The following is a 24,923-nucleotide window of genomic DNA, read 5'->3' on the forward strand; positions in this document are numbered from 1 at the left end:
GACATCCACGTTGGCGGTCCAGGTGCCGTCGGGCAGAAGGGTGTAGTCACCCTCATTTAAGGTGATGGTGGTGGAGCCGTCGGAGATGGTGAGCCCGGTGATACGGCCGCCGGCCTCAATGGAACCGGAGAGCTGGGTGTTGCCCAGGTCGTCCGTGGAGCTGATGACGCCGTCGTTACCGGAGTCTGCGATGGTGACCTCAGATACGTCAGCCACGGTGTCCTTGGCGATGGTGTCGGTGACCTGGGCGGCGGTGTTGCCGTTTGCGTCTTCGGAATCGAGGGTCACGGTCAGGGTGCCGTCGTTGAACGAGGAGACATCCACGTTGGCGGTCCAGGTGCCGTCGGGCAGGAGGGTGTAGTCGCCCTCATTTAAAGTAATGGTGGTGTTACCGTCGGAGATGGTGAGCCGGGTGATACGGCCCCCGGCCTCGATGGAACCTGAGAGCTGGGTGTGGCCCAGATCGTCCGTGGAGCTGATGACTCCGTCGGCCCCGGAGTCGGCTATGGTGACCGAGGAAGCGTCGGCTGCAATATCAACCCCATACCCCTCACTCGCCGTCGCAGTCGCCGTATTCCCCGCCGAATCCGTTACCGTGATTTTTGCGTCGATGGTGTGGTCCGGATCCTGGACGAGGTCGGAGCCTGCCACATCCACGGCAAAGGTGCCGCCGGCATTGACCGTTCCCTGGTAGTCAGTGCCGTTGACGGTGAGGGTTACGGTGGCGTCGGTGGGGAAATTACCGACCACGGTGCCTGTGATGGTCAGGGTGGAGGCTGCCTCGGAGGCGTTGATGATGTCGTCGGCTGTGATGTCGGCGGACAGGCTCAATGTCGGGGCAACGAGGGGAGGCAGGTTCTCATCGTCGACATTGAACGGGTCGTAGGGGGTTGCTGCAGCGTTTGTGTCGGTGTCGGAGTCGATGAGATAACTCCCGATCTCTCCACTGGACTGGTCGCCATCGAGGGATGCCAGTTCAAAATCATGGGTGTCGGGGATCTCTTCACCCGCGGCGGTGTCCTGCTCGATGTCATCGATTTCGTCGCCGCTTTCAAGGGCCTGTTGCATGGCCTCGGCTTCGCTGATGACGGCATCCAGAGGGTCAACGGCCTCTGTGACGGTCTCATCCAGAACGAGGGTTGAGTTTTCAGAAAGCTCCAGAAGGGTTCCGTCGTTCTGGCGAATGGACAGCACGGCGCCTTCGGAGGTCTCAATGACCTCATTTTCATGCAGGGTGTCCCCGGGTGCCAGGATGCGTGTGTCTCCCTGGGGTGTCTTTGCCGTAGCGGTTCCGGAAAGGGATGCGATGATACCGACTTGAGCCATGTTGTCCTCCAAACACAAATATGAATACGCAGTAGCGCTTTTTTTTACTCATCTGCCCTGCGCCGGACTTATCCTTTTGCAGGTATACCGGTTGTATTTCATTTTGAGGGAGAAAAAAATGTACCAAGGTACAGGTTCTACCTTGCTATTGATCCCGGATATTTCATGAGAAAACGGAGGGTCTTGACAAATGATTCATTATTGCAACGTGTTATTTAGAAAAAAGTGTAGATATTCGAAAAATGCAAAATGTCATTCATCGTTTTCAGGTCGTTTTTCTCACCCTTCGGACGAGCCGGGGAAGGGCGCCGTTTAGACACCATTCAGCAATCTGTTGTTGCAGATGATTCTGTGTGGCACTTTGAACTTGTTTTTTATGGGGGTAGCATTTGACGATTTGGTGTCAGGACCGGAATCTTCTTTTAGCTATGAAGAGGTTGCAATTATGGTTTATTTATGAGCGCGGGTCGTGGCTCTTATGGCTGCTGAATCAGATATTTTTTTGTTTGTTTTCTTGCGGCCGACAAACTTACGATGTAAGAAAATGTTTTCTACGAGTAAAGCCTTGTTGAATTCTTCAGCCTTTGATGGTGAAGCGCCATAGCTTCATGGTTTGGGGAATTGCATATTGGAGAAAAAAGAAAAAGGACCCTATCTCCCGAAATTCAGGGTGAATGCAGCGTTGTTGTTTTATAAGAGAAGGTGGGCTGCCTTTTCGTTCCCAATGTGAATCATTTTCCTAAGCCATCTGCCCGGGTACAAAGTGAAAACTTAACGAAGGAGACATCGTGAGAATCAATGCACACACTCACATTTTCAATCTCGCATCGGTTTTCTCAAGCGAGACGTTGGAGATCCTTTTGCGGCGGGTGACGGAGGTGGATGTCCCCGAGGTGTTTAAAAACGACCTGCAAAGTCTCTTGGAAGAAGCCCTGGCAAAGGCCGGGGGGTACGCTGAGGTGGAGTCCCTGGTGGATGCCTTTGTGAAAAAGGCGGCCCTTGCAGAGCGACTCAAGGCCCTGGACTCAGGGAACAGCGTGGCCCTTGAGTTCCTCGGTGCGGATGAGATCGCCAAGGCAGGGGCCCTGGCCGTTGTTGAAAAACTGAAAAAAGCCCTCTCAAGGGATGATGCCGGGCGCCACAATACCATCGGGGATCTCCTTGATTTTGTGCTCATCGGTCTGAAGCCCGGCATCTCCGCTGTGACGGCCCACATCATGGAGCAACTGAACGAAGACGATCTCATCGTTGCCCTGATGATGGATATCACCAGTGGAGGGAGTAACGATGCGGAGCTGTTTGAGCGTCAGATACAGGATACCTCGGACCAGGTGTTGAGGTATCCGGGCCGGGTCCTTCCCTTTATCGCCGTGAACCCCCTGCGGGACGGCCATCGGCATATTATGGAGCGGGCCTTGCTCTCCCGAGGGTTTGTGGGGGTTAAGCTCTACCCATCATTGGGCTATGATGTGGATTCTCCTGAGATGCACGCGGTGTATGACTTCTGTCATCCTCGCGAAATCCCGATTCTTATGCACTGTACCCCCGGAGGCTTCTACGCCAAGGCGTCGTTTCAGGGAAACAGCGAGCCCCGATTGTGGGAGCCTATCCTGAAGAAGTATAAGGGGCTCAAGGTCTGTTTTGGTCACTTCGGCGGCGGTGAAAACCTCTGCGGTGCCAAGATCCCAACCGACTCCTGGACCTCCCAGATTTTGTCTTTGATGCGCGATCCCGACAACACGGGCGTGTATGCGGACATCTCCTTTCACACCGAGCCTATGGAAGGAGGAAACGGCCAGGCGCATTACATCGGTCACCTCAAAGAGCTCCTCCATGATCCGGTCCTCGGCAGCAGGATACTCTTCGGCACGGATTTCTGGCTGGTCCGTACAGCACTGTCCGAGGCAAGTCACTGGGAGTACTTCGAGAAAGCCCTGGATGACGAGGGCTTGTTCAGGCAGCTCACAACAAACAACCCACGTGGTTTTCTGGGGTTTGGCGATGCCCCCGGCACAGGGGGGGAGAACATGCACCACTACGTCCAGTTTATTAAGGACCACCGTGGGACCATGAATCCTGTGTCCGCAGCAAACTGGATCAAAGACGAACTGCAGGCGCAAGGCGCCGACGTGAACTGGACGACCACAACACCCAACGCCCGATGGAATGCCAACAATGAGGCCCATGTCCGGCTGTTCTGGTATCTCAGGGACAATCAGATGGGTAAGAAAGACAGGTCGTCCGCTGATTTTTACACCGACGCCTATTTTTCCGTTACCCGGTTGCAGTACTGGAACAAGGGGTTTGAATCATCGGCGATTTTCTACCGAAAATGTGAAGCGCTGGCAAAAGGCATGGATCGGTACTTTCGGGAGAGCAAGGCCACGTATGAAAAGAATGCGAACCGCGCCATGGCCTTGCAGAAGCTGGTTGCAGCCCTTGCCGATGAGGGGAGCGTCTTTGTTGATTTGGCCTCCCTTTGCGACGAACTCTACAACTTTTCAACCGAAGGGGCCTGATGTTCACGGCCGTACACTACCCGATAACCGACAGGAGTTGATCCGTGATTAAAAAGTACGTGCTTGCCTGTTTACTTGTGATGTCTGTATCCGGGTTTGTTTATGCCTCACCCAAGGACCGCTTTGTTGAGATTTCACCGAAAATAGCCACCGATGAAAGTGCCAGCGACTGGACCCTGGGGTTCTCCTACGATGTGAATTACCCGTGGTCCGAGTTGCAATCTCTTCAATTGGGCGAAGCAGAGTCCTTTGTTCAGCTTCAGCTTAAGGGCACGGTTCTTGAAGACAAGGACCTGAATAACGAGGCCCTTGTGTCTCAGGTGATCGCAGGGTTTTCCCTCCTCGGCGGTCAGGCGGTTTCCCCCGACTTTTCACCGGGCATGGACCCTAATGCGGGCGTGGGGGCAAGCAAGGACAAAAGCAGCTGGGGGTACATCTACGGAGGTTTCAACGCCCGGCACGAAACCATCCAATCCTTTGACGAGCAGAACCTTGCAGCCGGTTTTGAAACCGGTTACATCAACATACGAACCGAAGGGCTTTTTTCCTTTATCCCTTCAGTGATCGTTGCTGGGGAGTACGTCAACGGGGTGGCATCGGACATCGAGGAAGACACCTACGGCCGGTTCCGTGCGGAGGCATCGCTCAAGTGTGCTTTCGGTGAGTTGCTGTTTGATCACAAGGCCCTGATGCCCTTCGAGCTTCGTCTGGACGGACGGTACAACAGGGCCTGGGACATGGACGACAAACTCAAGGCGGCAGACCAGGACGAGGTCTCCTATCTGGCCGCCGCCCTGACCTACAGCAGCACCATGACCCTATCGTTTTTGAAGAACCCGGTTTTTTTCATCCGGTACGCAGACGGACGGATCCCTCCCAACACAGCCGATGAGAGGGTCGTGACAGCGGGTGTGAGCCTGCCTGTCTTATGACCCTTTGATGAATCCACATAGCCCATGGTCAGGGGGAACGGTTGCTCGTTCCCAGGCTCCGCCTGGGAATGCACTTCGGAGGCTCTGCCTCCATGTTGGTGTCGCCCGAACCTCTCATACAGGGCCATCGTATTGTCATTTAACCAATAGGCAAGGCAGAGCCTTGCATCCGTCACTCCCAGGCAGAGCCTGGGAGCGAATCAAGTAAGCGCATTTCGCGGGCGCAGCCCGTCAGCGAATGTGACAACCCGAGGAACGAGGGTTGGAGCATTCGCAAATTGCTTTCGAGGTGGCACACCTCGCTGCCGGAGGCATTTTTTTTGAGACTTTTTGTTTTTGTCCAAGGCAAATGGCCGTGACTTCCCGAGGGGTAAGACCCTGTTTTTTGTTTTCGGCCTCCCTGCGAATGGCAGGGATGGACGCGGCGAGTGTTTCCCGGCTCATGCGAATCCCTTCGGTTGCCAGGATATGGGCCAGGGCAGAGGTGCCTGAGTGCTTGCCCGCCACGATGGTTGGGGCTTCCCGGCCCACGGCATCCGGGGCAAAGGGCTGGAAGGCCGTGGGGTCTTTGAGCATGGCGTGGGCGTGGATGCCCGATTCATGGGTGAAGACCGCAGACCCGGTGATGGGTTTGGTGGGGGCGGTGGAGATGCCGGTGATCTGTTCGGCAAGGGCGCAGAGCCGGGGCAGGGCGGTCAGGTCCATGCCCGTGGACAGGGGGGTGCCCCAGGCAAGGGCTGCGGCAACCTCTTCCAGGGCCGCGTTTCCTGCCCGTTCGCCCAGGCCGCCCACGGTGACGCTGAGGGCGTCGATGCCGGATTCGGCGGCGGCCACGCTGTTGGCCGTTGCCATGCCCAGGTCGTTGTGCCCGTGGAACTCTAAGGGCATGTCCGGGGCCGAGGCCTTGAGGTCGGTGATAAGGCGACTGATGGCGTGGGGCGTGAAGATGCCCACGGTGTCTGCCAGGCGTACCCGGCTTGCCCCAGCCTCCCGGGCGCATCGGACAAAGGCATCGAGGGTTTTCTTTTCAGCCCGGGACGCGTCCATGGCGCCCACGCTGCAGGTGTCAAAGGATGTTTTTGCCCGGGCCACGAGGGCGTAGAGCGCCTCTATCACCTGTTCTGCCTCTTTGCCCGTTGCCGCAAGGAGCCTGTCTGAGACGGGAAAACTCAGGTGGACGCCCTGGGTTCCGCAGCCCATGGCCAGCTCAAGATCCTCGGCCGTGCCCCGGCACCAGCAGGTGAGGGGGGCTTTGAGCTTTAATCCCGCCATCTCCCGGATGGTGTGTCTCTCCTCGGTTCCCATGGCCGGGGTCCCCACCTCCAGCTCATCGATCCCGGCATCTGAAAGGGCCGCGGCAAGGGTTATCTTCTCTTGTCTGGTGAACGCCACGCCCGGTGCCTGCTCCCCGTCCCGCAAGGTGGTGTCGGAGAGGATGACGCGTCCCGATGTCTTATATTTTGTGTCCATGGTTGATATCCCACTTAATATGTATATGAAGAGTTCTCCAATGTGTCAGGAGGAGCGCCGCACTCCTGTGCGGCTTTTGGGTGCACGCGACTCATGAAATATCCGGGCTAGGCTGTCGGAAACAAATAATCACACAGTAGTTCGCCAGAACACCGCTGGGATTTGACCCGAGGAACGAGGGGCAAAGCCCGGCGGTGATTTGCTTTCAAGGTGGCACACCTTGCCGCCGGAGGCTGCTTTCTCTCTCTTGCAGCCTTACATGTAGCTGTAGCCCACATCCGAGGTCGTCTGCCTGGCCTCAAGCACCGCGTTGACGATGTTGTCGTAGAGCTGCTGGGTTCCCCTGTAGCCGACGTGGAGGGTCCGCTGGCCGCCGAAACGGTCGTGGATGGGAAAGCCCACTCGGATCAGGGGAATCCCCAGTTTCCGGGTGATGGAGTAGCCCTTGCTGTTGCCGATGAAAAGGTCCGGAGACGCCTTCAGGGCCGCCTCTTCGATGTCCTGAAAGTCTGCCTCTTCGATGATAGTCACGTCTTCTTTCATGTTGTCCGGCAGGGTCTTTTCCAGAATATCCCGCATGTGCCCGCTGGTGCCCCCTGAGGCGCAGACCACGGGGACGATGCCGATTTCGCAGAGAAAACCCGCCAGCCCCACCACCAGATCCTCTTCTGCGTAGACCACGGCCCGTTTGCCTGAGATGTATTTGTGGCCGTCCACAAAGGCGTCCAGAAGGCGCCCCCTCTGCCGGGTGTATTTTTCGGGCACGTCACGGCGCGTGAGGGCCGACAGGGTGGCGAAAAAGTGATCGCAGGCCTTGATGCCAAGGGGCAGGCCTGTGCGATGGACCGGGATATTGCATCGGGCCTTGAGAACCTGGGCACCGCTTCGTTTTTCGTTGCAGACGCGGCTCAAGTCGATGGTGGCGCGGGCACCGCCCATCTCCCGGATTTCGTCGATGCCGATGCCGCCTGCGGGGATTTTCTGATAGCTGTCCCACAGCTCGCCGTCCAGGGTCTCTGAGTAATCGGGGAGCATGAAGCAGCCGGTGTCGAAGTCATCTAAAATTTCCCGGAGATGCCGCATGTCCGCCGGAGAGACCATGCCGGGAAGGATGTTGATGCACCCGTTGTTCCCGCCCAGGCTGTCCGCAAGGGCGTGGAGCAGGGCCGCCACCGCGTCGTGGAACCCGTCCACGTGGGTCCCCCGGTAGCTTGGGGTAGAGACGTGGACGATCTCCGGCAGGCGGCCGCCGGACTGCTCTGCCTTGAACTCCTTTAAGATCATGCCCACGTCATCGCCGATGGTTTCGCTCAGGCAGGTTGTGGAGATGCCTACCAGCTCCGGCTTGTACTGACGGGTAACGTTGATGAGGGCCTGTTTCAGGTTATCGCCCCCTCCGAAAATGGCCGTGTCTTCTGAGAAGTTCGAGGAGGCGATGTCCACGGGCTCCCTGAAGTGGCTGATGAGGTACCTCCGGATATAGGTGGCGCATCCCTGGGACCCGTGCATCAGGGGCACGGATCCGCGGATTCCCTTGAACACCAGGGACGCTCCCAGGGGTGTGCAGAGTTTGCAGGCGTTGGTTGTGGCCGAGTCGTTGTAGGTGACGTCCATGTCTCTCTCCTTGGGTGGGAAAATAGGAAATAGTCCCTCCGGTGCAGGTAGGGGAGGGCTTAGAAAAAAGTGTTCAATACACACGGTTTTGCGCCGGTGCAAATTGCCACACCGGGCTTCGGACGGTGGTGTAGACCTCCTTGGCGAAGTTGTGCATCCCCTTGAAGCCTGCCAAAGGTGTTTTTCGCTCGTGGTTGTGGTCGCAGAACCCGATCCCCATCTTGTAGGCGATGGGCCTCTCCTTGACCCCGCCGATGAAGATGTCGGCCTCCTTTTCCGTGATGTAAGTGGCGAGCTCCAGGGGGTTGGAGTCGTCCACGATGATGGTGTCCGTGTCGCACATTTTTTTGAGCAGGTCGTAGTCCTGGGTGTTGCCGGTCTGGGATCCGACCAGAACCGTTGTCATGCCCAGGTACCGGAGGGCCTTGATAAGGGAGAACGCCTTAAAGGCACCGCCCACGTAGATGGCGGCCTTTTTACCGTGGAGCACCTTTTTGAACTCCAACAGGTCCGGGTGGACCGCCTCGATCTCGGTTTTTACCAGGGCCCGGGTGGCCTCCATCACGTCCGGGTGGTCGCTGAAGTGGGCAGCCACGTCGTAGAGGGCCTGGGCCGTGTCCTCCAGGCCGAAGTAGGAGACCCGGATGTAAGGGATGCCGTAAGCCTCTTCCATCATCTCGGCCAGCTGGAGCATGGCCCCGGAGCACTGCACCACATTGAGGGTCGCGCCGTGACTCCGCTTGATCTTCTCCACCCGGCTGTCCCCGGTGAGGACGGAGACCACCTCCACGCCCATCTTTCGGTAGTACTCTTCGATCATCCACGCTTCCCCGCCGATGTTGAATTCCCCCAGGATGTTGATGCTCACCGGCGGGATGCCGCTTATGTCCCCTGTGCCCACAAGCTGGAAAAGGGCTTTGCAGGCCGCCCTGTATCCGTCTTTTTTGGTTCCCTTGAATCCTTCCGAGTGCACGGGAATCACGGGGATCCCCTTTTCTTTGGCTACGGCTTTGCACACGGCGTCCACGTCGTCTCCGATGATGCCCACGATGCACGTGGCGTAGACAAAGGCCGCGGCCGGTGCGTGACGATCAATGAGGTCCGTGAGGCACTGGCGGAGTTTTTTTTCGCCCCCGAAGACCACCTGCTCCTCCCGCAAATCCGTGGAAAAGCTGAGGCGATGGAGCTGGGGCCCCGAGGAGAGGGCCCCTCGGATGTCCCAGGTGTAGGCTGCGCACCCGATGGGGCCGTGGACCAGGTGAAGGGCGTCGGCCACCGGGTAGAGAACAACCCGCGAGCCGCAGAAAACACAGGCCCTCTGACTGACCGAGCCTGCGGCGCTTTTGGTTTCACAGTCCATTTGAAAGGTGGTGAGGTCGTTTCTGTGGACCTGTTTTTCTCTCTCTTTAAGGATGTTCAATTCCGTCATGCTGTGGCTCCTTTGGTGGGTGGGTTGACGAATATCATGACGATAACATCGCAATGACTGTGCCAGTTGGCGATTGTTTTGTGGGGTTGTATGGATAATTTACCGTAATGCCAGGTTTTGTGGGGCTTTTTTGATGGGCTGTGTGAGCGTGGGTTTACGCTACGTTGTGTACGTAATGACAATTTTGTTGACTTGATGTTGAGAAATGACATCGATGTCTCTTTTTTGGGGGACGACGCTGTCGCGGATCGATTCCACGGTCAAGGAGCGGAGGGCTTCTGTGACACGGCAGAAAATAGGATCTTGAGCGGGGCTTCGTTTTTACCGCGATATGTCTGAAACAATGGGGTTATGGGTGGGGCCTTATGGGCTAAGCGGCCGCTGATACAGCCGGATATAGGTGAGGGGTGGGGACGCGGTGTCGGGTCTGGTTGTGGCTTGGGGAATGGGTATTGAACAGTGTTACTACAAAAATGTTATGCTGCTGGATGGTTATTACAATTTTGTTGGTGTGGTGGGCGTGAAATTCCTCGGTTATCGCGTGGGGTGAATGTGAGATTTATGGCGTTTTATATCGGGTTATCAGTGCGTTGACCATTTTCGATGTTGGGGATTGCTCACCATGGCATGGCTGTTGCTACGTAAACTCTGCGAACGACGAATTTTTATTTCCCGGGATCGCCCGTTGAAGGCCCCGAAAGGGACGGGCACCCGGCATCTACCCAACGACTCAACACCTTAAGGAGACACACCATGAGAAAAATTGCGATCTATGGGAAAGGCGGCATCGGAAAATCCACGACAACCCAGAACACAGTGGCTGGCCTGGCGGAGAGCGGTGAAAAGGTGATGGTGGTGGGGTGCGACCCCAAGGCCGACTCCACGCGACTTCTCTTGGGAGGGCTGGCCCAGAAGACGGTGCTGGATACCCTGCGTGAAGAGGGCGAAGACGTGGAACTGAGCGATGTGCTGAAGGAAGGCTTCAGGAACGCTGTCTGTACCGAATCCGGGGGCCCCGAACCAGGCGTCGGGTGTGCGGGCCGGGGCATCATCACCTCCATCAACCTGCTGGAGCAGCTGGGGGCCTATTCGGACTCCAAGGAGCTTGACTACGTGTTTTACGACGTCCTGGGCGACGTGGTGTGCGGCGGGTTTGCCATGCCCATCCGGGAGGGCAAGGCCCAGGAGGTCTACATCGTGGTCTCCGGCGAGATGATGGCCATGTACGCGGCCAACAACATCTGCAAGGGCATCGTCAAGTTTGCGGAGTCAGGCGGGGTGCGCCTCGGCGGGCTCATCTGCAACTCGCGAAACGTGGATTTTGAAAAAGAGATGATCGAAGAGCTGGCCAAGAAGCTCGGGACCCAGATGATCCATTTTATCCCCAGGGACAATGTGGTTCAGCGGGCCGAAATTAACAAGAAAACGGTCATCGAGTACGAGCCCGAAGATCCCCAGGCTGATGAATACCGTACCCTGGCCAAGAAGATTTCGGAAAACACCCTGCACGTGATTCCGACCCCCATTGAAATTGAAGAACTCGAAAGCCTTTTGATGGATTACGGCTTGGGCGGGTAAACGTATTTTCAACGCATATTAATTGAATAGTGACAGAAAACGTACGCAAAGGAGACCGTTACCATGATTATGATACGCGCCATCGTCCGTCCTGAAAGAGTCAACCATGTCCTGGAGTCCCTCATGGCCGCGGGGTTTCCCGCCATCACCCGGTTTTCCGTGGTGGGCCGTGGCAAGCAGCGGGGCATCAAGATCGGCGAAGTGACCTACGACGAGATCATCAAGGAATTGCTCTTCACCGTGGTGAAGGAGTCCGACCGGGAGTACGTGGTCAAGACCATCATCAAGGCGGCCCGCTCCGGCGAAAAAGGGGCCTTCGGGGACGGGAAGATTTTCATCACCCCCGTGGAGGAAAGTTACACCATCAGCTCTGGGATTCGCCAGAACGCTGCCGGGGAGCTTGAGGAGGTGCCGGTATGAAGGAGGTCATCGCCATCATCAGGATGAACATGATGAACCAGACCAAGCGGGCCCTGTCGGACGCCGGGATCTCCTCCATGACCGCCAGGGAAGTGCTGGGCAGGGGAAAGGGCATCGTGGACCTGGACCTTCTGGAAGGGGCCGAACACGGCTACGAAGAGGCGGTGTCCCGGCTGGGCCAGACCGACCGGCTCATTCCCAAACGCCTGATTCTCATCTCCCTTCCCGACAACCTCGTGGAGACGGCCGTGCAGACCCTGATCCGGGTGAACCAGACGGGAAAATCCGGGGACGGCAAGATCTTTGTTCTGCCCTCCAAAGACGCCATCCGTATCCGCACGGGAGAGCATGGCGATGCGGTGCTCGACGAGCTGTGAACCCGGGCAACCGGCACAGGGTGAATGCAAGACCCACACGAACATCAAGAGAGGAAAACCATGGAAGCACCAGTCACAGATACCAACCGAACCGAGAGCACCCACGATGTGGACCTTGACAAGGTCAGGTCCGAGATTCTCTCCAAGTATCCCACCAAGGTCGCACGGAAACGGGCCAAGCAGATCCTGGTGAAGCCTGGCGGCGCGGGCACCGACATTCCCGAGATCGGTGCCAACGTGCGAACCGTGCCCGGTATCCTCACCCAGAGGGGATGCTGCTACGCAGGCTGCAAAGGGGTGATCCTGGGGCCCACCCGGGACGTGATCAACATTGTCCACGGCCCCATCGGGTGCGGCTTTTACGCCTGGCTGACTCGGCGAAACCAGACCCGGCCCGCCTCCGATGACTCCCCGAACTACATGCCCTATTGCTTTTCCACGGACATGCAGGACGAAAACATCGTCTTCGGCGGGGAAAAGAAACTCAAGCAGGCCATCCAGGAGGCGTACGACATCTTTCATCCCCAGACCATCAGCGTCTTTTCCACCTGCCCGGTGGGGCTCATCGGGGACGATATCCATTCGGTGTGCCGGGAGATGAAGGAGACCCTGGGCATCAACATCTTCGGGTTCAGTTGCGAGGGGTACAAGGGGGTGAGCCAGTCCGCGGGGCACCACATCGCCAACAACGGCATTTTCCAACATGTGGTGGGCCTGGACGACACCATCCGGGGCGGGGAGTTCAGGATCAACCTTCTGGGCGAGTACAACATCGGCGGGGACGCCTTTGAAATCGAACGGATCCTGGATGAGTGCGGGATCTCCCTTATCTCCACCTTCAGCGGCAACTCCACCATGGAGCAGTTTGCCAACTCCCACACAGCGGACTTGAACGTGGTGATGTGTCACCGCTCCATTACCTATATGGCGGAGATGATGGAGAAGAAGTACGGGATGCCCTGGATCAAGATCAACTTTATCGGGGCCCGGGCCACCGCCCAATCGTTGAGGAAAATTGCTCAGTACTTTGAAGATGATTCACTCACCGCCCGGGTGGAAGAGGTCATCGCCCGGGAGATGCCTGCTGTGAACGAGGCCATGGAGGCGAACCGTCCCTTGTGCGAAGGCAAGCTGGCCATGCTTTTTGTGGGCGGGTCCAGGGCCCACCATTACCAGGAGCTTTTCAGCGAGCTTGGCATGAAGACCATGGCCGCCGGCTACGAGTTTGCCCATCGGGACGACTATGAGGGCAGACAAGTCCTCTCCTCCATCAAGGTGGACGCGGATTCGAGAAACATCGAGGAACTCTCCGTGGAACAGGACCCGGACAAGTACCGGCTGCGAAAGACCGAGGAGGAGCTCACGTCCACGGGCCAGATCTACCGCGAGTACGACGGCCTTATCGCGGACATGAAGCCCAACACCTTTGTCATCGACGACATCAGCCAGTACGAGACGGAAAAGCTCATCGAAGCCATCAAGCCCGACGTCTTCTGCGCGGGTATCAAGGAGAAGTACATCATCCAGAAGAGCGGGGTGCCCATGAAGCAGCTCCACTCCTACGACTACGGAGGGCCCTACGCGGGGTTCAAGGGGGCCATTAACTTTTACCGGGAGATCGCGCGGATGACCAACAGCAAGGTGTGGTCGTATGTGAAGGCGCCCTGGGAGAAAGAGCCGGAGCTGACGGCGACCTATGCAGCGGCGTAAAGCGCGGTGACGGAAGCAACCAGACAAAAAAGGACACATCATGCTACTGAGACACACACCCACAGAGATAACGGACAGAAAGGCCCTGATGATCAACCCGGCCAAAACCTGTCAGCCCATCGGCGCCATGTACGCGTCCCTGGGGATCCATGGCTGTATGCCCCACAGCCACGGATCCCAGGGGTGTTGCGCTTACCATCGAAGTACCCTGACCCGGCATTACAAGGAACCGGTGGTGGCGGCCACCAGCTCCTTTACCGAAGGGTCGTCGGTGTTCGGCGGTCAGTCCAACATGCTTCAGGCCATAGACAACATCTTTACCGTGTACGAGCCTGACATCATCTCCGTTCATACCACATGCCTGTCGGAAACCATAGGGGACGACTTGACCCAGATCGTCAAGAAAGCCTACGACGACGGCAAGGTACCCGAGGGAAAGCACGTGATCTACGCCCCGACCCCCAGCTACGTGGGCTCCCATGTGACAGGCTTTTCCAACATGTGCAAGGGCATCGTCAGCGGCTTTGCCGAAAAGACCGGGGAGCAGAAAAACCAGATGAACATCATCCCGGGCTTTGTGGAGCCGTCGGACATGGCCGAGGTCAAGCGCCTGGCAACGGAGATGGGGGTAAAGACCGTTCTGTTTCCCGATACCTCCGGGGTGCTCAACGGCCCCCAGACCGGCAGGTACCATATGTTTCCCAAGGGGGGCACCACCGTGGAGGAGCTCAAGTCCACAGGGGACAGCATGGGGACCCTGGCCCTGGGCTCCTTTGCCTCCTCCCTTGCCGCCAAGTTCCTGGACACCAAGTTCAAGGTGCCGTGCCGGGTGCTGCCCCTGCCCATCGGGCTTGTGGCCACGGACCGGTACATCGACACCCTGCGGAAATTCGCCGGGGTCACCGTGCCGGACTCCCTGACCTTTGAGCGCGGCCAGCTCGTGGACGTCATGACGGATATGCAGCAGTACCTCTACGGGAAAAAGGTGGCCCTGTTCGGAGACCCGGACCAGCTCATCGCCCTCACCGAGTTTCTGGTGACCCTGGACATGGTGCCCGTGCACATCGTCACCGGCACCCCGGGCAAGGAGTTTGAGTCCACCATCGCCGACCTCACCAGGGACTCCCCCGTGCCCGTCAACATCAAATCCCACGGGGACATGTTCCAGCTGCACCAGTGGATCAAAAACGAGCCCGTGGACCTTTTGATGGGCAACACCTACGGCAAGTACATCGCACGGGACGAGGACATCCCCTTTGTGCGGCACGGGTTTCCCATCCTGGACAGGGTGGGCCACTCCTATTTTCCCACGGTGGGCTACCGGGGCGGCCTGAGGCTTTTGGAGCAGATACTCAGCGCCCTCCTCGACCGAAAGGACCGCGACTCCTCAGAGGAGAGCTTCGAGCTGGTCATGTAAAAAAAGCCAACTATTCAGCTCTTAAAACGCTGCCTTCTATGGTTAAAGTGGGCTCAAAAAGCGTGCCTCCGGCGGCCAGGGGATTTTTGGCCTAAGTGGCTTCGCCACCCCTGGACCCCAGGTTGCGAAAGCCCTCCCCCTTCGTTCCTCAGGGGAATAGCTTCCGCGAAGATTTTTGTGAAATTGAGCAAAAACCTGTTTGTCAAGCTTTTTAAAAGCTTGGCCCCCGGCAGGGCCGCCGGAGGCGTCTTTAACCGGAATAACTCCGGCGGCAAGGTGTGCCACCTTGAAAGCAGATTGCGAATGCGTTTTGCCCCTCGTTCCTCGGGGCAAATCACATCCGCTTTTCAAGCCCCTGGAGCGCCGCACTCCGGTGCGGCTCGGTAAAAGTGCGGCGCTCCGTTTCGGTCGATGTTTCCCGGTTTTTTCGAAGGTCGTGACCAAACGATCACCAAGGCCCAGGTGTTATTTAAGATAAACGCAGAATGTCTGGTTGTTAGGTCTGCTTTCATGACATCGGGAAAACGTTGGGCAACCGGAGATATAAGCTGAATAGTGACACTAAACGATGTGTGAACGGCTCGTCATTCGCACATGTGCCCACGGCGGATCATCTTGCTCCAGGCGGGATCTTTACAGCTATTTTCAGGAGAGAGCCAATGAAACCAGATAAGGATATCAACAGCGTCAACCATCCCTGTTTTAACGTCAATGCTCGCAAGCGCTTCGGGCGGGTCCATCTGCCCGTGGCCCCCCGCTGCAACATCCAGTGTCGATTCTGCGACCGGAAATTCGACTGCGTCAACGAGAGCCGCCCGGGGGTTACCAGCGGGGTGCTCTCGCCCTATCAGGCCCTGGTGTACCTGGAGCATGTGTTCGAGGCCAAGAAGAACATTTCGGTGGTGGGCATTGCCGGTCCCGGGGATCCTTTTGCCAACCCGTCCCAGACCATGGAGACCCTGCGCCTGGTCCGGCAGGCCTATCCCGAGGTGATCCTCTGTCTGGCCACCAACGGGCTGGCCATCGCACCCTACATCGACGAACTGGCTGAACTCGACACCGGCCACGTCACCGTCACAGTCAACGCCGTGGACCCGGCCGTGGGGGCGGAGGTCTATGCCTGGGTACGGGACGGCAAGCGGGTCGTCGGCTCCCAGGCAGGTGCCGCCCTTCTTATGGAACGCCAGCTTGCCGCCATCAGGGCCCTGAAGAAAGCGGGGATCATGGTGAAGGTCAACGCCATCATGATTCCCGGCATCAACGATCACCACATCGTGGAGATTGCCAGGACAGTGGCGGACCTGGGCGTGGATATTTTCAACTGCCTGCCTTTCCATGAAAACAAGGGGTCGGCCTTTGCCCTTATCAAGGAGCCGTCCGCCGCCGACGTTGCCGCTGTGAGGAAAGAGGCCGGGGCCTATATCCGTCAGATGACCCATTGCGCCCGGTGTCGTGCCGACGCCGTGGGGTGCCTGGGAGATGCCCAGGATACAGGCCTCATGGCCAAGCTCAAGGCGTGTGAACACATGCCCGAAGTGCCCGATTCCGTGTGGGAGTCCCCCCAAGAGAGTTGCCGAACCACCCACAGTGAGCGGCCCTTTGTGGCTGTGGCCTCCATGGAGGGACTGCTGGTGAATCAGCACCTTGGCGAAGCCATGGAACTGAAGATTTTCGGCAAGAAAAAGAGCCAGTTTGTGCACCTGGAGACCCGGCCCACACCGGCAGCGGGCACCGGTGCCGAGAGGTGGCGGGGCCTTGCAGAGCGCCTGTCCGACTGCTCGACCCTTCTTGTGAGCGGCATCGGTGAGGCGCCCCGCAAAGCCATGGCAGAGAGCGGGGTGGATGTCCACGTCATCGAAGGGCTCATCGACGAAGCCCTGGGGGCGGTGTTCGAGGGCCGAAGCCTTGCCCCCATGGCAAAAAGGCCAGCCAGGCGGCGGGGCGAAATGTGCTCCGGCATGGGCATGGGGTGCGGTTAAATAACGAAGCCTGACGCGTGGCTCTATGGTGCGCGTGCGCACCATAGAAGACTAAAAAAAGATGTTTTAAAACCTGTTTATTAAACGCTTTAAACGTTTAGCCCCCCGGCAGGGCCGCCGGAGGCATAAGCTGAATAGTTACACCGAATCTAAAGCGATCTTAAGACATAAGGAGCAGATCATGGAATGTCCGAAACATCATATTTTTGTATGCGCAAGTTATCGTGTCTCCGGGGAGCCCCAGGGGATCTGTCACAAAAAAGGATCGGTGTCCCTTCTCCAGTACTTTGAAGAGGAGATCCTGGATCGGGGCATGAGCGATGTCCTGCTCTCCAGCACCGGGTGCCTCAAGCAGTGCGAGCGGGGCCCTGTGGTGGTGGTGTACCCGGAAAATCACTGGTACGGGGGCATTGACTCCGAAGAGGCCGTGGACGCGGTTCTGGACGCCATTGAAGACGGCACCGCAGCCGAAGCGTATCTCCTGACGGCCGTTGAGGCCTGAGGCGATGGCAGGTGGCGGCTACGTCCTGCGGCGGGCAGGGGAGAAGGATATCCAGGGGCTGGTGTCCCTCCTTGCGGTTCTGTTCGCCCTGGAAGAGGACTTTGCCATTGATCCGGAGAAACAGGCACGGGGCCTGCGCATGCTTCTGTCCCGGTACGACGCGGTGATCCTGTGCGTGGAAGCCTTCGGCCGCGTTGTGGCCATGTGCAGCGCCCAGTGCCTGGTCTCCACGGCCGAAGGCGGGCTCTCCGCCCTGGTGGAGGATCTGGTGGTTGAAGAGGCCCACAGGGGGCGTGGTTTTGGGGCGATGCTCCTTGCGGCTGTGGAAACCTGGGCTCGTGGGCTCGGGGCTTCCAGGCTCCAGCTCCTTGCGGACAAAACCAACCGAAATGCCCTGGCCTTTTACTCACGCATGGGCTGGGCTGAAACCCGTATGGTGTGCAGGCGAAAGAGCTGAATGGCTCTGTCTGTAGTGCTGTTTTTTTAAGGGACATCCCTTTGCTATTTGGCGGGGTTTGTGGCAGCCTGACAGTCACAAATCCTGTCTTTTCCGTTGATTGTACCTTGCCGGGTGCTCTGCTCGGGATGACAGGCCGTTGATCCCACTGCTTTGATAAGGAGAGAGCACACATGAAGATTCTGGCTGTAAACGGAAGTCCGACGACGAACAAAGGGATGACCCATCTGATGTTGAACCTGTTTCTGGAAGGGGCTGCAGAGGCAGGGGCAGAGGTGGAACGGTTCAATGTGGTGGACAAGAAGATCAGGTACTGCGACGGGTGCTTTAACTGCTGGGTTCGCACCCCCGGTGAGTGCATCCATAAAGACGACATGCCGGCCATTCTGGAACAGGTGGCGGCAGCGGATGTGCTCATTCTGGCAACGCCTTTGTATGTGGACGGGATGACGGCTCAGATGAAGACCTTCACCGACCGGATCATTCCCCTGGTGGAGCCCGAGTTTGAAATGGTGGACGGTCATTACCGCCACAAGTCCCGCATTTCAAAAATTCCGAGCCTTTTCCTCATGAGCGTCTGCGGGTTCTGGGAGATGGACAACTTCGACGGGCTGGTGGATCACGTCAAGCGAATCTGCAAGAACTTCCAGGCCGAGTACGCAGGGGAGCTCCTGCGGCCCAACTCCTATGTCCTGGCCATGGAAGAGCTTCTCCCCAAAGAGGTGCCCGCCATCCATGAGGCCATCAGGCAGGCTGGCAGGGAATTCGTCAAGGACGGCAAGATCAGCGAGGAGACCATGGCCGCGGCCGTGGCCCAGCCCATTCCCAAAGAGCCCGCGCTTCAGGGCTCCAACATGTTCTGGGGTGAGTGCCGAAAGCAGAAAAAATTCCTGTTTCATCATCGCGAACAGACAGCCTGATAGGGCTGATCGAGGCGATCTGAATAATGCAAAAAACCTCCGGCAGGGTCGCCGGAGGTTTTTTTGATTTGGATAGTGACGACATACTGTAACGATTCAGCTTATGCCTCCGGCGGCCCTGCCGGGGGCCAAACTTTTAGCCTGATTTATAAAACCGGGTTTGACAAACAGGTTTTGCTCAATTTCATGAAAACCTTCGCGGAAGTTCTTCCCCTGAGGAACGAAGGGGGAGGGCTTTCGCAACCTGGGGTCCAGGGGTGGCGAAGCCACTTAGGCTAAAAAGCCCCTGGCCGCCGGAGGCAGGCTTTTCCATGCACTTTAACCATAGAAGGCTGTATTTTTGAGCTGAATAGTGACGACATACCTTGCATTACTCAGCGTAGTCCGAGTACCCGTCCGGGAGCATCATGAAGGTGGCTGTGAGCTCGGTGGCGGCACGGGCCAGGGGGCTGAGGATGGTTCGGTCCACCTTGTCCAGGGTGTCTTCCGAGGTGAGCAGGTAGACCGGGTAGCCGATCCAGTGGATGAAGTCGATGCCCGCCACCACGTGGAAGTGGCCTGATTCCCCCGGCGGCACGTTGCCTAAAAGGGTGGAGTGGATGGCCACGGTGCGGTCGGGTTGCGCGGCTTCGAGCATGCGAGCCGTGGCCGCAATGGCCGTGGGGTTTTCGTTGATGAAGATGGTGGTCAGGGCCCCGTGGTCCTGGACAACGAGTTTGCCTTCCTTGTTTTCCTTTACACCACTTGCGGCAAGATGCTCCAGGTTGATGTTGATGATGGTGTGTTCCATGATGTCGTGCAGGTGGTCATGGGCAAAGAGTTCGGCGCCCAGGCCCCGGTAGTGGTGTCCGTCCGTGAAGATGAAGACGATGTTTTTCTCCCGCTTTTCCACCCGGCTCCAGTAGGCGGCCTGGGCAAGGACCATGGCCACGCCCGTGCCGTCTTCGGTGGCCCCTTTGAAGCAGGAGTCATGGTGGGTGCTGATGAGGATGATCTCATCGGAGAGCGTTCCGTCCACGGGCTCCGTGGCCGGGAGCACCGCGTAGATGTTGTGGCCCTCTCCGGGTTTGACCTCCCCTGTAATGTGGACCCTGGCCGTGGCGCCGGATTCGGCGATTTCTTTGATCTCCTCTCCCTTGTGGCTGCTTACCCACATGCAGGGCATGGGTCGCATGCGGCCGTCGTAGGGCCCCCAGTGCGTATTGAGATCACCGGGGTGGTTTTTCATGATAAGGACCAGCCCGGCTGCGCCCCTGTCGAAGGCCTGCCAGTACACCGCCTCATCGTAATGATCCTCGTCCAGGTACTCCGCCGGAAAATTGGAGCGGGTAAAGGTCATGGGAAGGGAGGTGAACAGGTTGATCCAGTTCTCAGGGTCAGATTTGGCGTAGCCTCCGTTGTAGAGCATGTCGATGAACCCCAGGGGCAGGTTGGAGAACTCGCATTCGGCCACCACCACCTTGCCCTGGATGTTGCCAAGTTTGTCAAAGGACTCGGGGCTGCCGTCCCCGGCCCACACCATGGTGCCTGTGACCATGGAGCCGTTGGGGTTGTCCAGGGTCATGCCCGTGTTCACGGCGTAAAAGGCGTCAAAGGGCCTGAAGCCGTCGCCCCTGTCGATGTCCAGGCCCCAGTCCGTTGCGGTGTACACGGCCTCCAGGGCAAAGGGCTCGTCGTGGACGGTGCCCTGGGGGCCGATGATCTCTTCCAGCCATCCGGTCAGGGTGGCAATGGCGATGCGGGATTCCGGTGAGCCGATGCGGCGGTGTTCTGTGGCGCAGATTCCCTCCACCCAATCGTATATCTGATCGTTGGAGGGGATGAACCCGTCTGTCAGCGTCGGTACCGGAAGCGACTTTTCCCTTTTTCTCGCCAGGTTCCTGACGTTGTGAAAATGGGGGACCTGCTTGAGAAGCCCCGGAATCCTTTCCGTGGTATCCACCATGCCACCGGGCTCCCTGGGGGTGATCCAGCCTTGTGCCCTCGGGGTGGACCGTCCGGCAATGATGCCGAATTGGGGTTTGACCTTGTACCAGTAGTACACCCCGCCTTCCGCTTTTTCGTCTCGATATGTCTCGTTTCCGTCGTCCGCCCATCCCACGGGAAAATAGGGCCCGTTGAAGTTGCCGGAGCGAAGGATGTGGTACCCCGTTGCCCAGCTGACGGGTTGCCAGTGGAGTTCCACGGCATCGGGCAGGGTGCCCCGTGATGCCGTTATGGGGGGAGCCGATGCGGCAGCGTCGCCGTATGTGGTGATGAGCAGGGCGAGGCCCAGGGAAAAACAGATGCAGCGAAACGCCGTTTTCACGTTGCGTGATGTCATGGTGTCCTTCCTTTTTGTTGGGGTGGATACGATACGTGGGGTTGGCTGCCCGTCGTGGGGTGTCGAAAAACCGTATGCAAGGGGGGGCACGGGCGGTACATGATCCGGTATTCCGATGAGAGTTAGCCCGGATATTTCACGAGTCGAGTGAACCCATATTCAAGGCCTCAGAGCTGTAGAAGTCGTGGTTTTATAAAGGCTCTGATAACGCAGAAGATGGGTGCACTCGGATCGCCCGAAGGGTAAGAAAATCGAGCAGCAAACGATGAATGACATGTTGTATTTTTGAAATATCTAACTTTTTGAGGTAACGACTTGTAATAATGGTCTATTGCTTTAATATCTGCGTTTTCTCATGAAATATCCGGGTTAGGGGGTATGATCTCTGTTCGGTTGTCTTACGCAAAGAAAAGGAACGCAGGAAAACGGGCATGGGTGGACCATGGATTGTAGTGAAGTATGGGTAATGATATTAATGTATTGTCACTTGTTTGTCAATGGATATGCATGGCATCTGACCTGGAACGTGTGCACGTCGAGTGCACCCAATTCAGGGCATCGGAGCGGCAGGTGGTCCGTAAATGGGGACCATGGAGCCTGGTATGGCGGAATCGTTGTGTGAAAGGGTCCTGTGCTTCGGCGAAGGCATTTTTCGCGGGGGCGATAAAAGAGGTATGTCAGGAACCGTTAAATGGGATATGTGAGTATTTCTGGAAGAAAAGAAGCATTAAATTAGGTGTTTACAAGGTGAAATGATTTGTCTATGTCGTGTGTGATCAATGTTTGCTTATGAGAATTGTACGCCATTGGCGTCTTTCATGTCGAAATTGACGATATCACACAAACGGAGGAAACCATGAGAACACCGAAACTGTATCTTGCCCTTGTCACCACGATGTGCCTTTGCCTTGCCGTCGGTTGCAATTCCGGGGACAGTGAAAGCACCCAAGTGACCCCAACCCCTTCGGGGGGTGAGCCTGCGGACGTATCCACCAGGCAGGTCGATTTTGCCGCAAAAGCCGTGGATTCGTCGGTGGCCGCCGTACCGAATGAGGTTTTCCGCGCCCTTGGACCCGAGGATGTGTCGGGCGCCTCGGCTGCTGAACTTCCCGATATTCTGGCCGGGGCCGGATTGCCGGAGGATGGCGTTGTGTACGAAGGCGACGGCATAACCGTGACCATCGAAGGGTTCAGCACGGATCCGCCCGGTCTGTTCCTGGGGTTTGTTTTTGACGAGTTCACACCAGTGGAGGGCGGGGAAGAGACACTCAGCGGCAGGTTTACGCTTCTTCTCTGTCTGGACATGGCGATTCCGGACTCAAAGGTGAAACTGATTCTCAACACCGAAGAGGGCGCACCCCTTGTGGTGAGCGGCGGAGAGCTTGACGGAATGACCCTGGGGTTCGAGGATTTTGCCTTTTATTTCAGCCTGGGCCAGGGAAGCCTTGAGCCGGTGGGGGTGGAGGGTACCCTTCTTGTGAACGGGACGCCCGTTGATCTGGACATGTTTGAAGAGCAGTTGCTTGCCCAACAGGGAGCTGTTGCTTTTGCCGCACTGGTCCTGGGCTCGTCCGTAAACGGCACCACCCTGACGGGGCTGCCGGATCTCCTTGACGGTCTGACCCCCGATTTTGAGCTGCCCGGTTTGCCGGAAGACGGTGTGATCTATGAGGGCGAGGGGATTACCATCACCTTTGACGGCATTAGCACGACACCGCCGGGGCTTCTCCTGGGGTTTGCCTTTGATGCGTTTGCCCCTGTGGAGGGCATGGAAGAGACCGTCAGCGGCAATCTGACTCTGCTGGTCTGCGTGGAGATAGGGGCCATGGATCCGAAAATCAAGATGATCCTTAACACCGAAGAAGGAGACCCCCTGGTGATCAGCGGGGGACAGCTTGACGGGACCACCCTGGCGTTTGAGGATTTTACGTTTTTCTTCAGCCTGGGCGAGGGAGCCATCGCGCCGGTGGGTGTGGAGGGTACGCTTCTGGTCAATGGCATTCCCATAGACCTTGATGGGCTCGGTGACCTTCTGGGCGGATAGGTGGCTGTGCCGTCATGAGTGTTGGTGCGTGGTTGAGGGACGCTCTTTTGCAAGGGCGCCCCTTTTTTTTAGCAGAATACGAAATGTATAGCCCCCGACAGGTCGTCGGGGGCATGAGCAGAATCGTTTCTGCAAAATTTTAGTAACTATTCAGCTTGCCTCCGGCGGGTCGCTTTTTTGAAAAAAAGCTCCGCAAAAAACTTTCCCAATTCACCCGCCCTTTGTTTTGATCGCCCCGAAGGGCGATCAAAACAAAGGGCGGGTGAAGAAATGACGAATGTATTTCGGCGGAGTCTGGAATGTCTATCTTAATACCTGTTTGTCAAACTTTTCAAAAGTTTGGCCCCCGGCAGGGCCGCCGGAGGCAAATTTGAGCTGAATAGTTACAAATTTTATGACGTAAAAAAGAGATCGAGTCGTTTCTGGTCCACGGGCTTATCCATATAAGAGCCTGCCACAAAGGCGATGCCGCTGATGAGCATCCCGGCGATGACGCCGTGGCCGGAGAGCAGTGGCGAGAGGGATTCCAGGTACCCGGGGGCCATGGGCGGGGTCTTTATCAGGTCCATGGCCACAAGGGCGATCTGGGCCGTGGCACCGCAGACAAGGCCTGCCACAGCGCCTTTGCGGGTGGCCCGCTTCCAGAAGAGACCGCCCATGAGGGGGAAGAAGTAGGAGGCGCTGGCGATAAACGTGGCGATGTGAATCGCCTCGATGATGTTGTGGATGAAGTAAGAACAGAGGGTGGCCGCACCAATGATGAAAAGAACGGAGAGCCGGTTGATGCTCATGATACTTTTTTCATCCGCATCGGGGTTGATGTATCGCTGGTAGATGTCCCGGGAGATGCACGAGGCACCGGAGGTGGCAAAGGTGTCGGCACAGGACATGGCGGCGGTGGCAAGGCCGATGGCGCACAGGGCCAGGCCGAATTTGGAGAAACCGCTTTCTGTGATGAAGACGAGAAGGGCGGGCTCTGCCTTGGCCATGCCGGCGGGAAAGCCCGCAGCGGCGATTTCCGGGTAGAGGCGGTTGAGGGCAATGGCGATGACGGCGCATCCGCCGAAGACCAGGGTGACCAGCACGGCCCCGATGATCATCCCGGTTTGTGCGGCTTTGTCATCCTTTGCTGCCCACACCTTCTGCCAGGGATCCTGCTCGGTGATCCAGCCGGGGACGATGGAGAGGGTGAAGATCAGGACCATGGGAAGCCCCACGGAGAAGGGGTTGTACCAGCTTCCGGGTACCTCGCCGACCATTTTGGAAAAACTCAAGGCGGCGTCTGCATCTGTGGCAGCCCCCGTGGTCATGACGGCCATGGCCATGACAAAGAGAAAGAGAAGGGTAAACTGGATGCGGTCGGTGAAAACCACCGCGGAAAAGCCCCCTAAGTTGACATAAAGGGCCACGGCAGCCCCCACGATGAGCACGGAGTAGAGGGAATCCAGGCCGTAGAAGATTTCCAGCACCAGGGAGAACCCTTTGATGTCCGAGACGGCAAAAAGGATCATGACGATGGTGATGATGATGGCCACCGGTCCCCTCAGGGAGTCGCCGTATCGCATCTCAAGGAGCTCGGGCTGGGTAATGGCCGGCAGGCGTTTCAGCTTTTTGACCAAAAGGGCAATGACCACAAGGGCGATGATGTTGGGGGCCACAAAGCCCCAGACAGACCCCATGCCCAGGAGCATGAAAAAGCCGGTGACGGCCAGCAGGGCCCCTGCGGTGAGCCAGGAGGCCGCAGCGGAAAAACCGATGGACAAAGCGTTGAGTTCCCGGCCCGCCAGAAAAAAGTCCACGCTGGTTTTCTGTTTTTTGTTGTAATAGAGGCCGATGCCGATGAGGCTGCCGATGTAGAGGGCCAGAAGGCCGATGAAAATAGAGTAGTCGCTCATGATACCCTCGT

18 protein-coding genes are annotated in these 24,923 nt (G+C 57.5%); 12 read left to right on the forward strand and 6 right to left on the reverse strand.

Annotation, left to right across the window (positions count from 1 at the left end):
* Positions 1-1,326, reverse strand: a 1,326-nt coding sequence (locus tag MSL71_RS24180) for a retention module-containing protein (RefSeq protein ID WP_180146351.1), incomplete at its 3' end; no start/stop codon positions are given.
* Positions 1,327-2,114: 788 nt separating this feature from the next.
* On the opposite strand from MSL71_RS24180, the gene MSL71_RS24185 reads away from it, so the two are divergent.
* Positions 2,115-3,845 (forward strand): amidohydrolase family protein, encoded by a 1,731-nt coding sequence (locus MSL71_RS24185; protein ID WP_180146354.1) that lies wholly within the window; start codon positions 2,115-2,117, stop codon positions 3,843-3,845.
* 44 nt (positions 3,846-3,889) lie between these two features.
* Positions 3,890-4,777, forward strand: coding sequence for a hypothetical protein (locus MSL71_RS24190; RefSeq protein ID WP_180146359.1), 888 nt, complete (start codon positions 3,890-3,892; stop codon positions 4,775-4,777).
* 231 nt (positions 4,778-5,008) lie between these two features.
* On the opposite strand, the gene MSL71_RS24195 is transcribed toward MSL71_RS24190, so the two are convergent.
* From MSL71_RS24195 to nifE, 3 genes are all read right to left on the reverse strand, one after another.
* The gene (locus tag MSL71_RS24195; protein WP_180146362.1) at positions 5,009-6,247 is read right to left on the reverse strand and encodes a homocitrate synthase/isopropylmalate synthase family protein; all 1,239 of its coding nucleotides are present in this window, start codon (positions 6,245-6,247) and stop codon (positions 5,009-5,011) included.
* Between the two features lie 255 nt (positions 6,248-6,502).
* The gene (gene nifN, locus MSL71_RS24200) at positions 6,503-7,861 is read right to left on the reverse strand and encodes a nitrogenase iron-molybdenum cofactor biosynthesis protein NifN (RefSeq protein WP_180146365.1); all 1,359 of its coding nucleotides are present in this window, start codon (positions 7,859-7,861) and stop codon (positions 6,503-6,505) included.
* Positions 7,862-7,934: 73 nt separating this feature from the next.
* Complete coding sequence (nifE, locus tag MSL71_RS24205) at positions 7,935-9,290, reverse strand: nitrogenase iron-molybdenum cofactor biosynthesis protein NifE (protein WP_180146368.1); 1,356 nt, start codon at positions 9,288-9,290, stop codon at positions 7,935-7,937.
* Between the two features lie 648 nt (positions 9,291-9,938).
* On the opposite strand from nifE, the gene nifH reads away from it, so the two are divergent.
* From nifH to MSL71_RS24250, 9 genes are all read left to right on the forward strand, one after another.
* Entirely contained in the window at positions 9,939-10,868 is a 930-nt protein-coding gene (gene nifH, locus MSL71_RS24210; protein WP_281374551.1) for a nitrogenase iron protein, read from the forward strand.
* Positions 10,869-10,931: 63 nt separating this feature from the next.
* Positions 10,932-11,288 (forward strand): P-II family nitrogen regulator, encoded by a 357-nt coding sequence (locus tag MSL71_RS24215; protein ID WP_092215978.1) that lies wholly within the window; start codon positions 10,932-10,934, stop codon positions 11,286-11,288.
* Positions 11,285-11,665, forward strand: a complete 381-nt coding sequence (locus MSL71_RS24220; RefSeq protein ID WP_180146375.1) for a P-II family nitrogen regulator — start codon at positions 11,285-11,287, stop codon at positions 11,663-11,665. The genes MSL71_RS24215 and MSL71_RS24220 overlap by 4 nt, the downstream gene beginning before the upstream one ends.
* Positions 11,666-11,725: 60 nt before the next feature.
* Entirely contained in the window at positions 11,726-13,375 is a 1,650-nt protein-coding gene (gene nifD / locus MSL71_RS24225) for a nitrogenase molybdenum-iron protein alpha chain (protein ID WP_180146378.1), read from the forward strand.
* A gap of 40 nt (positions 13,376-13,415) precedes the next feature.
* A complete protein-coding gene (gene nifK, locus MSL71_RS24230; RefSeq protein ID WP_180146381.1) occupies positions 13,416-14,792 on the forward strand; it encodes a nitrogenase molybdenum-iron protein subunit beta in 1,377 nt (458 codons plus the stop codon).
* 659 nt (positions 14,793-15,451) lie between these two features.
* Positions 15,452-16,771 carry a nitrogenase cofactor biosynthesis protein NifB gene (gene nifB, locus MSL71_RS24235; protein ID WP_180146384.1) on the forward strand — a complete coding sequence of 440 codons (1,320 nt, stop codon included), beginning with the start codon at positions 15,452-15,454 and terminating at the stop codon, positions 16,769-16,771.
* Positions 16,772-16,952: 181 nt separating this feature from the next.
* Positions 16,953-17,273 carry a (2Fe-2S) ferredoxin domain-containing protein gene (locus MSL71_RS24240; protein ID WP_180146386.1) on the forward strand — a complete coding sequence of 107 codons (321 nt, stop codon included), beginning with the start codon at positions 16,953-16,955 and terminating at the stop codon, positions 17,271-17,273.
* Between the two features lie 4 nt (positions 17,274-17,277).
* A complete protein-coding gene (locus MSL71_RS24245) occupies positions 17,278-17,730 on the forward strand; it encodes a GNAT family N-acetyltransferase (RefSeq protein WP_180146389.1) in 453 nt (150 codons plus the stop codon).
* A gap of 173 nt (positions 17,731-17,903) precedes the next feature.
* Entirely contained in the window at positions 17,904-18,650 is a 747-nt protein-coding gene (locus tag MSL71_RS24250) for a flavodoxin family protein (protein ID WP_180146392.1), read from the forward strand.
* Between the two features lie 370 nt (positions 18,651-19,020).
* Here the strand turns inward: MSL71_RS24250 and MSL71_RS24255 are convergent, their stop codons facing one another.
* Positions 19,021-20,973, reverse strand: coding sequence for a M28 family peptidase (locus MSL71_RS24255; RefSeq protein ID WP_180146395.1), 1,953 nt, complete (start codon positions 20,971-20,973; stop codon positions 19,021-19,023).
* 856 nt (positions 20,974-21,829) lie between these two features.
* Between MSL71_RS24255 and MSL71_RS24260 the strand changes: the two genes are divergently transcribed.
* A complete protein-coding gene (locus MSL71_RS24260; protein ID WP_180146398.1) occupies positions 21,830-23,017 on the forward strand; it encodes a hypothetical protein in 1,188 nt (395 codons plus the stop codon).
* A 392-nt stretch (positions 23,018-23,409) separates the two neighbouring features.
* On the opposite strand, the gene MSL71_RS24265 is transcribed toward MSL71_RS24260, so the two are convergent.
* Positions 23,410-24,912, reverse strand: a complete 1,503-nt coding sequence (locus MSL71_RS24265) for a sodium:solute symporter family protein (RefSeq protein WP_180146401.1) — start codon at positions 24,910-24,912, stop codon at positions 23,410-23,412.
* Positions 24,913-24,923: the final 11 nt, after the last annotated feature.

The organism is Desulfoluna butyratoxydans, assembly GCF_900699765.1.
GTDB classification, from domain to species: Bacteria; Desulfobacterota; Desulfobacteria; order Desulfobacterales; family Desulfolunaceae; genus Desulfoluna; species Desulfoluna butyratoxydans.

Excerpts from the sequence above, each read along its gene's own strand:
- MSL71_RS24260 (WP_180146398.1), top strand. The coding sequence starts at position 21,830 with ATGAGAACACCGAAACTGTATCTTGCCCTTGTCACCACGATGTGCCTT.
- MSL71_RS24195 (WP_180146362.1), bottom strand. The coding sequence starts at position 6,247 with ATGGACACAAAATATAAGACATCGGGACGCGTCATCCTCTCCGACACC.
- nifE (WP_180146368.1), bottom strand. The coding sequence starts at position 9,290 with ATGACGGAATTGAACATCCTTAAAGAGAGAGAAAAACAGGTCCACAGA.
- MSL71_RS24245 (WP_180146389.1), top strand. The coding sequence starts at position 17,278 with ATGGCAGGTGGCGGCTACGTCCTGCGGCGGGCAGGGGAGAAGGATATC.
- nifK (WP_180146381.1), top strand. The coding sequence starts at position 13,416 with ATGCTACTGAGACACACACCCACAGAGATAACGGACAGAAAGGCCCTG.
- nifN (WP_180146365.1), bottom strand. The coding sequence starts at position 7,861 with ATGGACGTCACCTACAACGACTCGGCCACAACCAACGCCTGCAAACTC.
- nifD (WP_180146378.1), top strand. The coding sequence starts at position 11,726 with ATGGAAGCACCAGTCACAGATACCAACCGAACCGAGAGCACCCACGAT.
- MSL71_RS24240 (WP_180146386.1), top strand. The coding sequence starts at position 16,953 with ATGGAATGTCCGAAACATCATATTTTTGTATGCGCAAGTTATCGTGTC.
- nifB (WP_180146384.1), top strand. The coding sequence starts at position 15,452 with ATGAAACCAGATAAGGATATCAACAGCGTCAACCATCCCTGTTTTAAC.
- MSL71_RS24265 (WP_180146401.1), bottom strand. The coding sequence starts at position 24,912 with ATGAGCGACTACTCTATTTTCATCGGCCTTCTGGCCCTCTACATCGGC.
- MSL71_RS24250 (WP_180146392.1), top strand. The coding sequence starts at position 17,904 with ATGAAGATTCTGGCTGTAAACGGAAGTCCGACGACGAACAAAGGGATG.
- MSL71_RS24255 (WP_180146395.1), bottom strand. The coding sequence starts at position 20,973 with ATGACATCACGCAACGTGAAAACGGCGTTTCGCTGCATCTGTTTTTCC.
- MSL71_RS24215 (WP_092215978.1), top strand. The coding sequence starts at position 10,932 with ATGATTATGATACGCGCCATCGTCCGTCCTGAAAGAGTCAACCATGTC.
- MSL71_RS24220 (WP_180146375.1), top strand. The coding sequence starts at position 11,285 with ATGAAGGAGGTCATCGCCATCATCAGGATGAACATGATGAACCAGACC.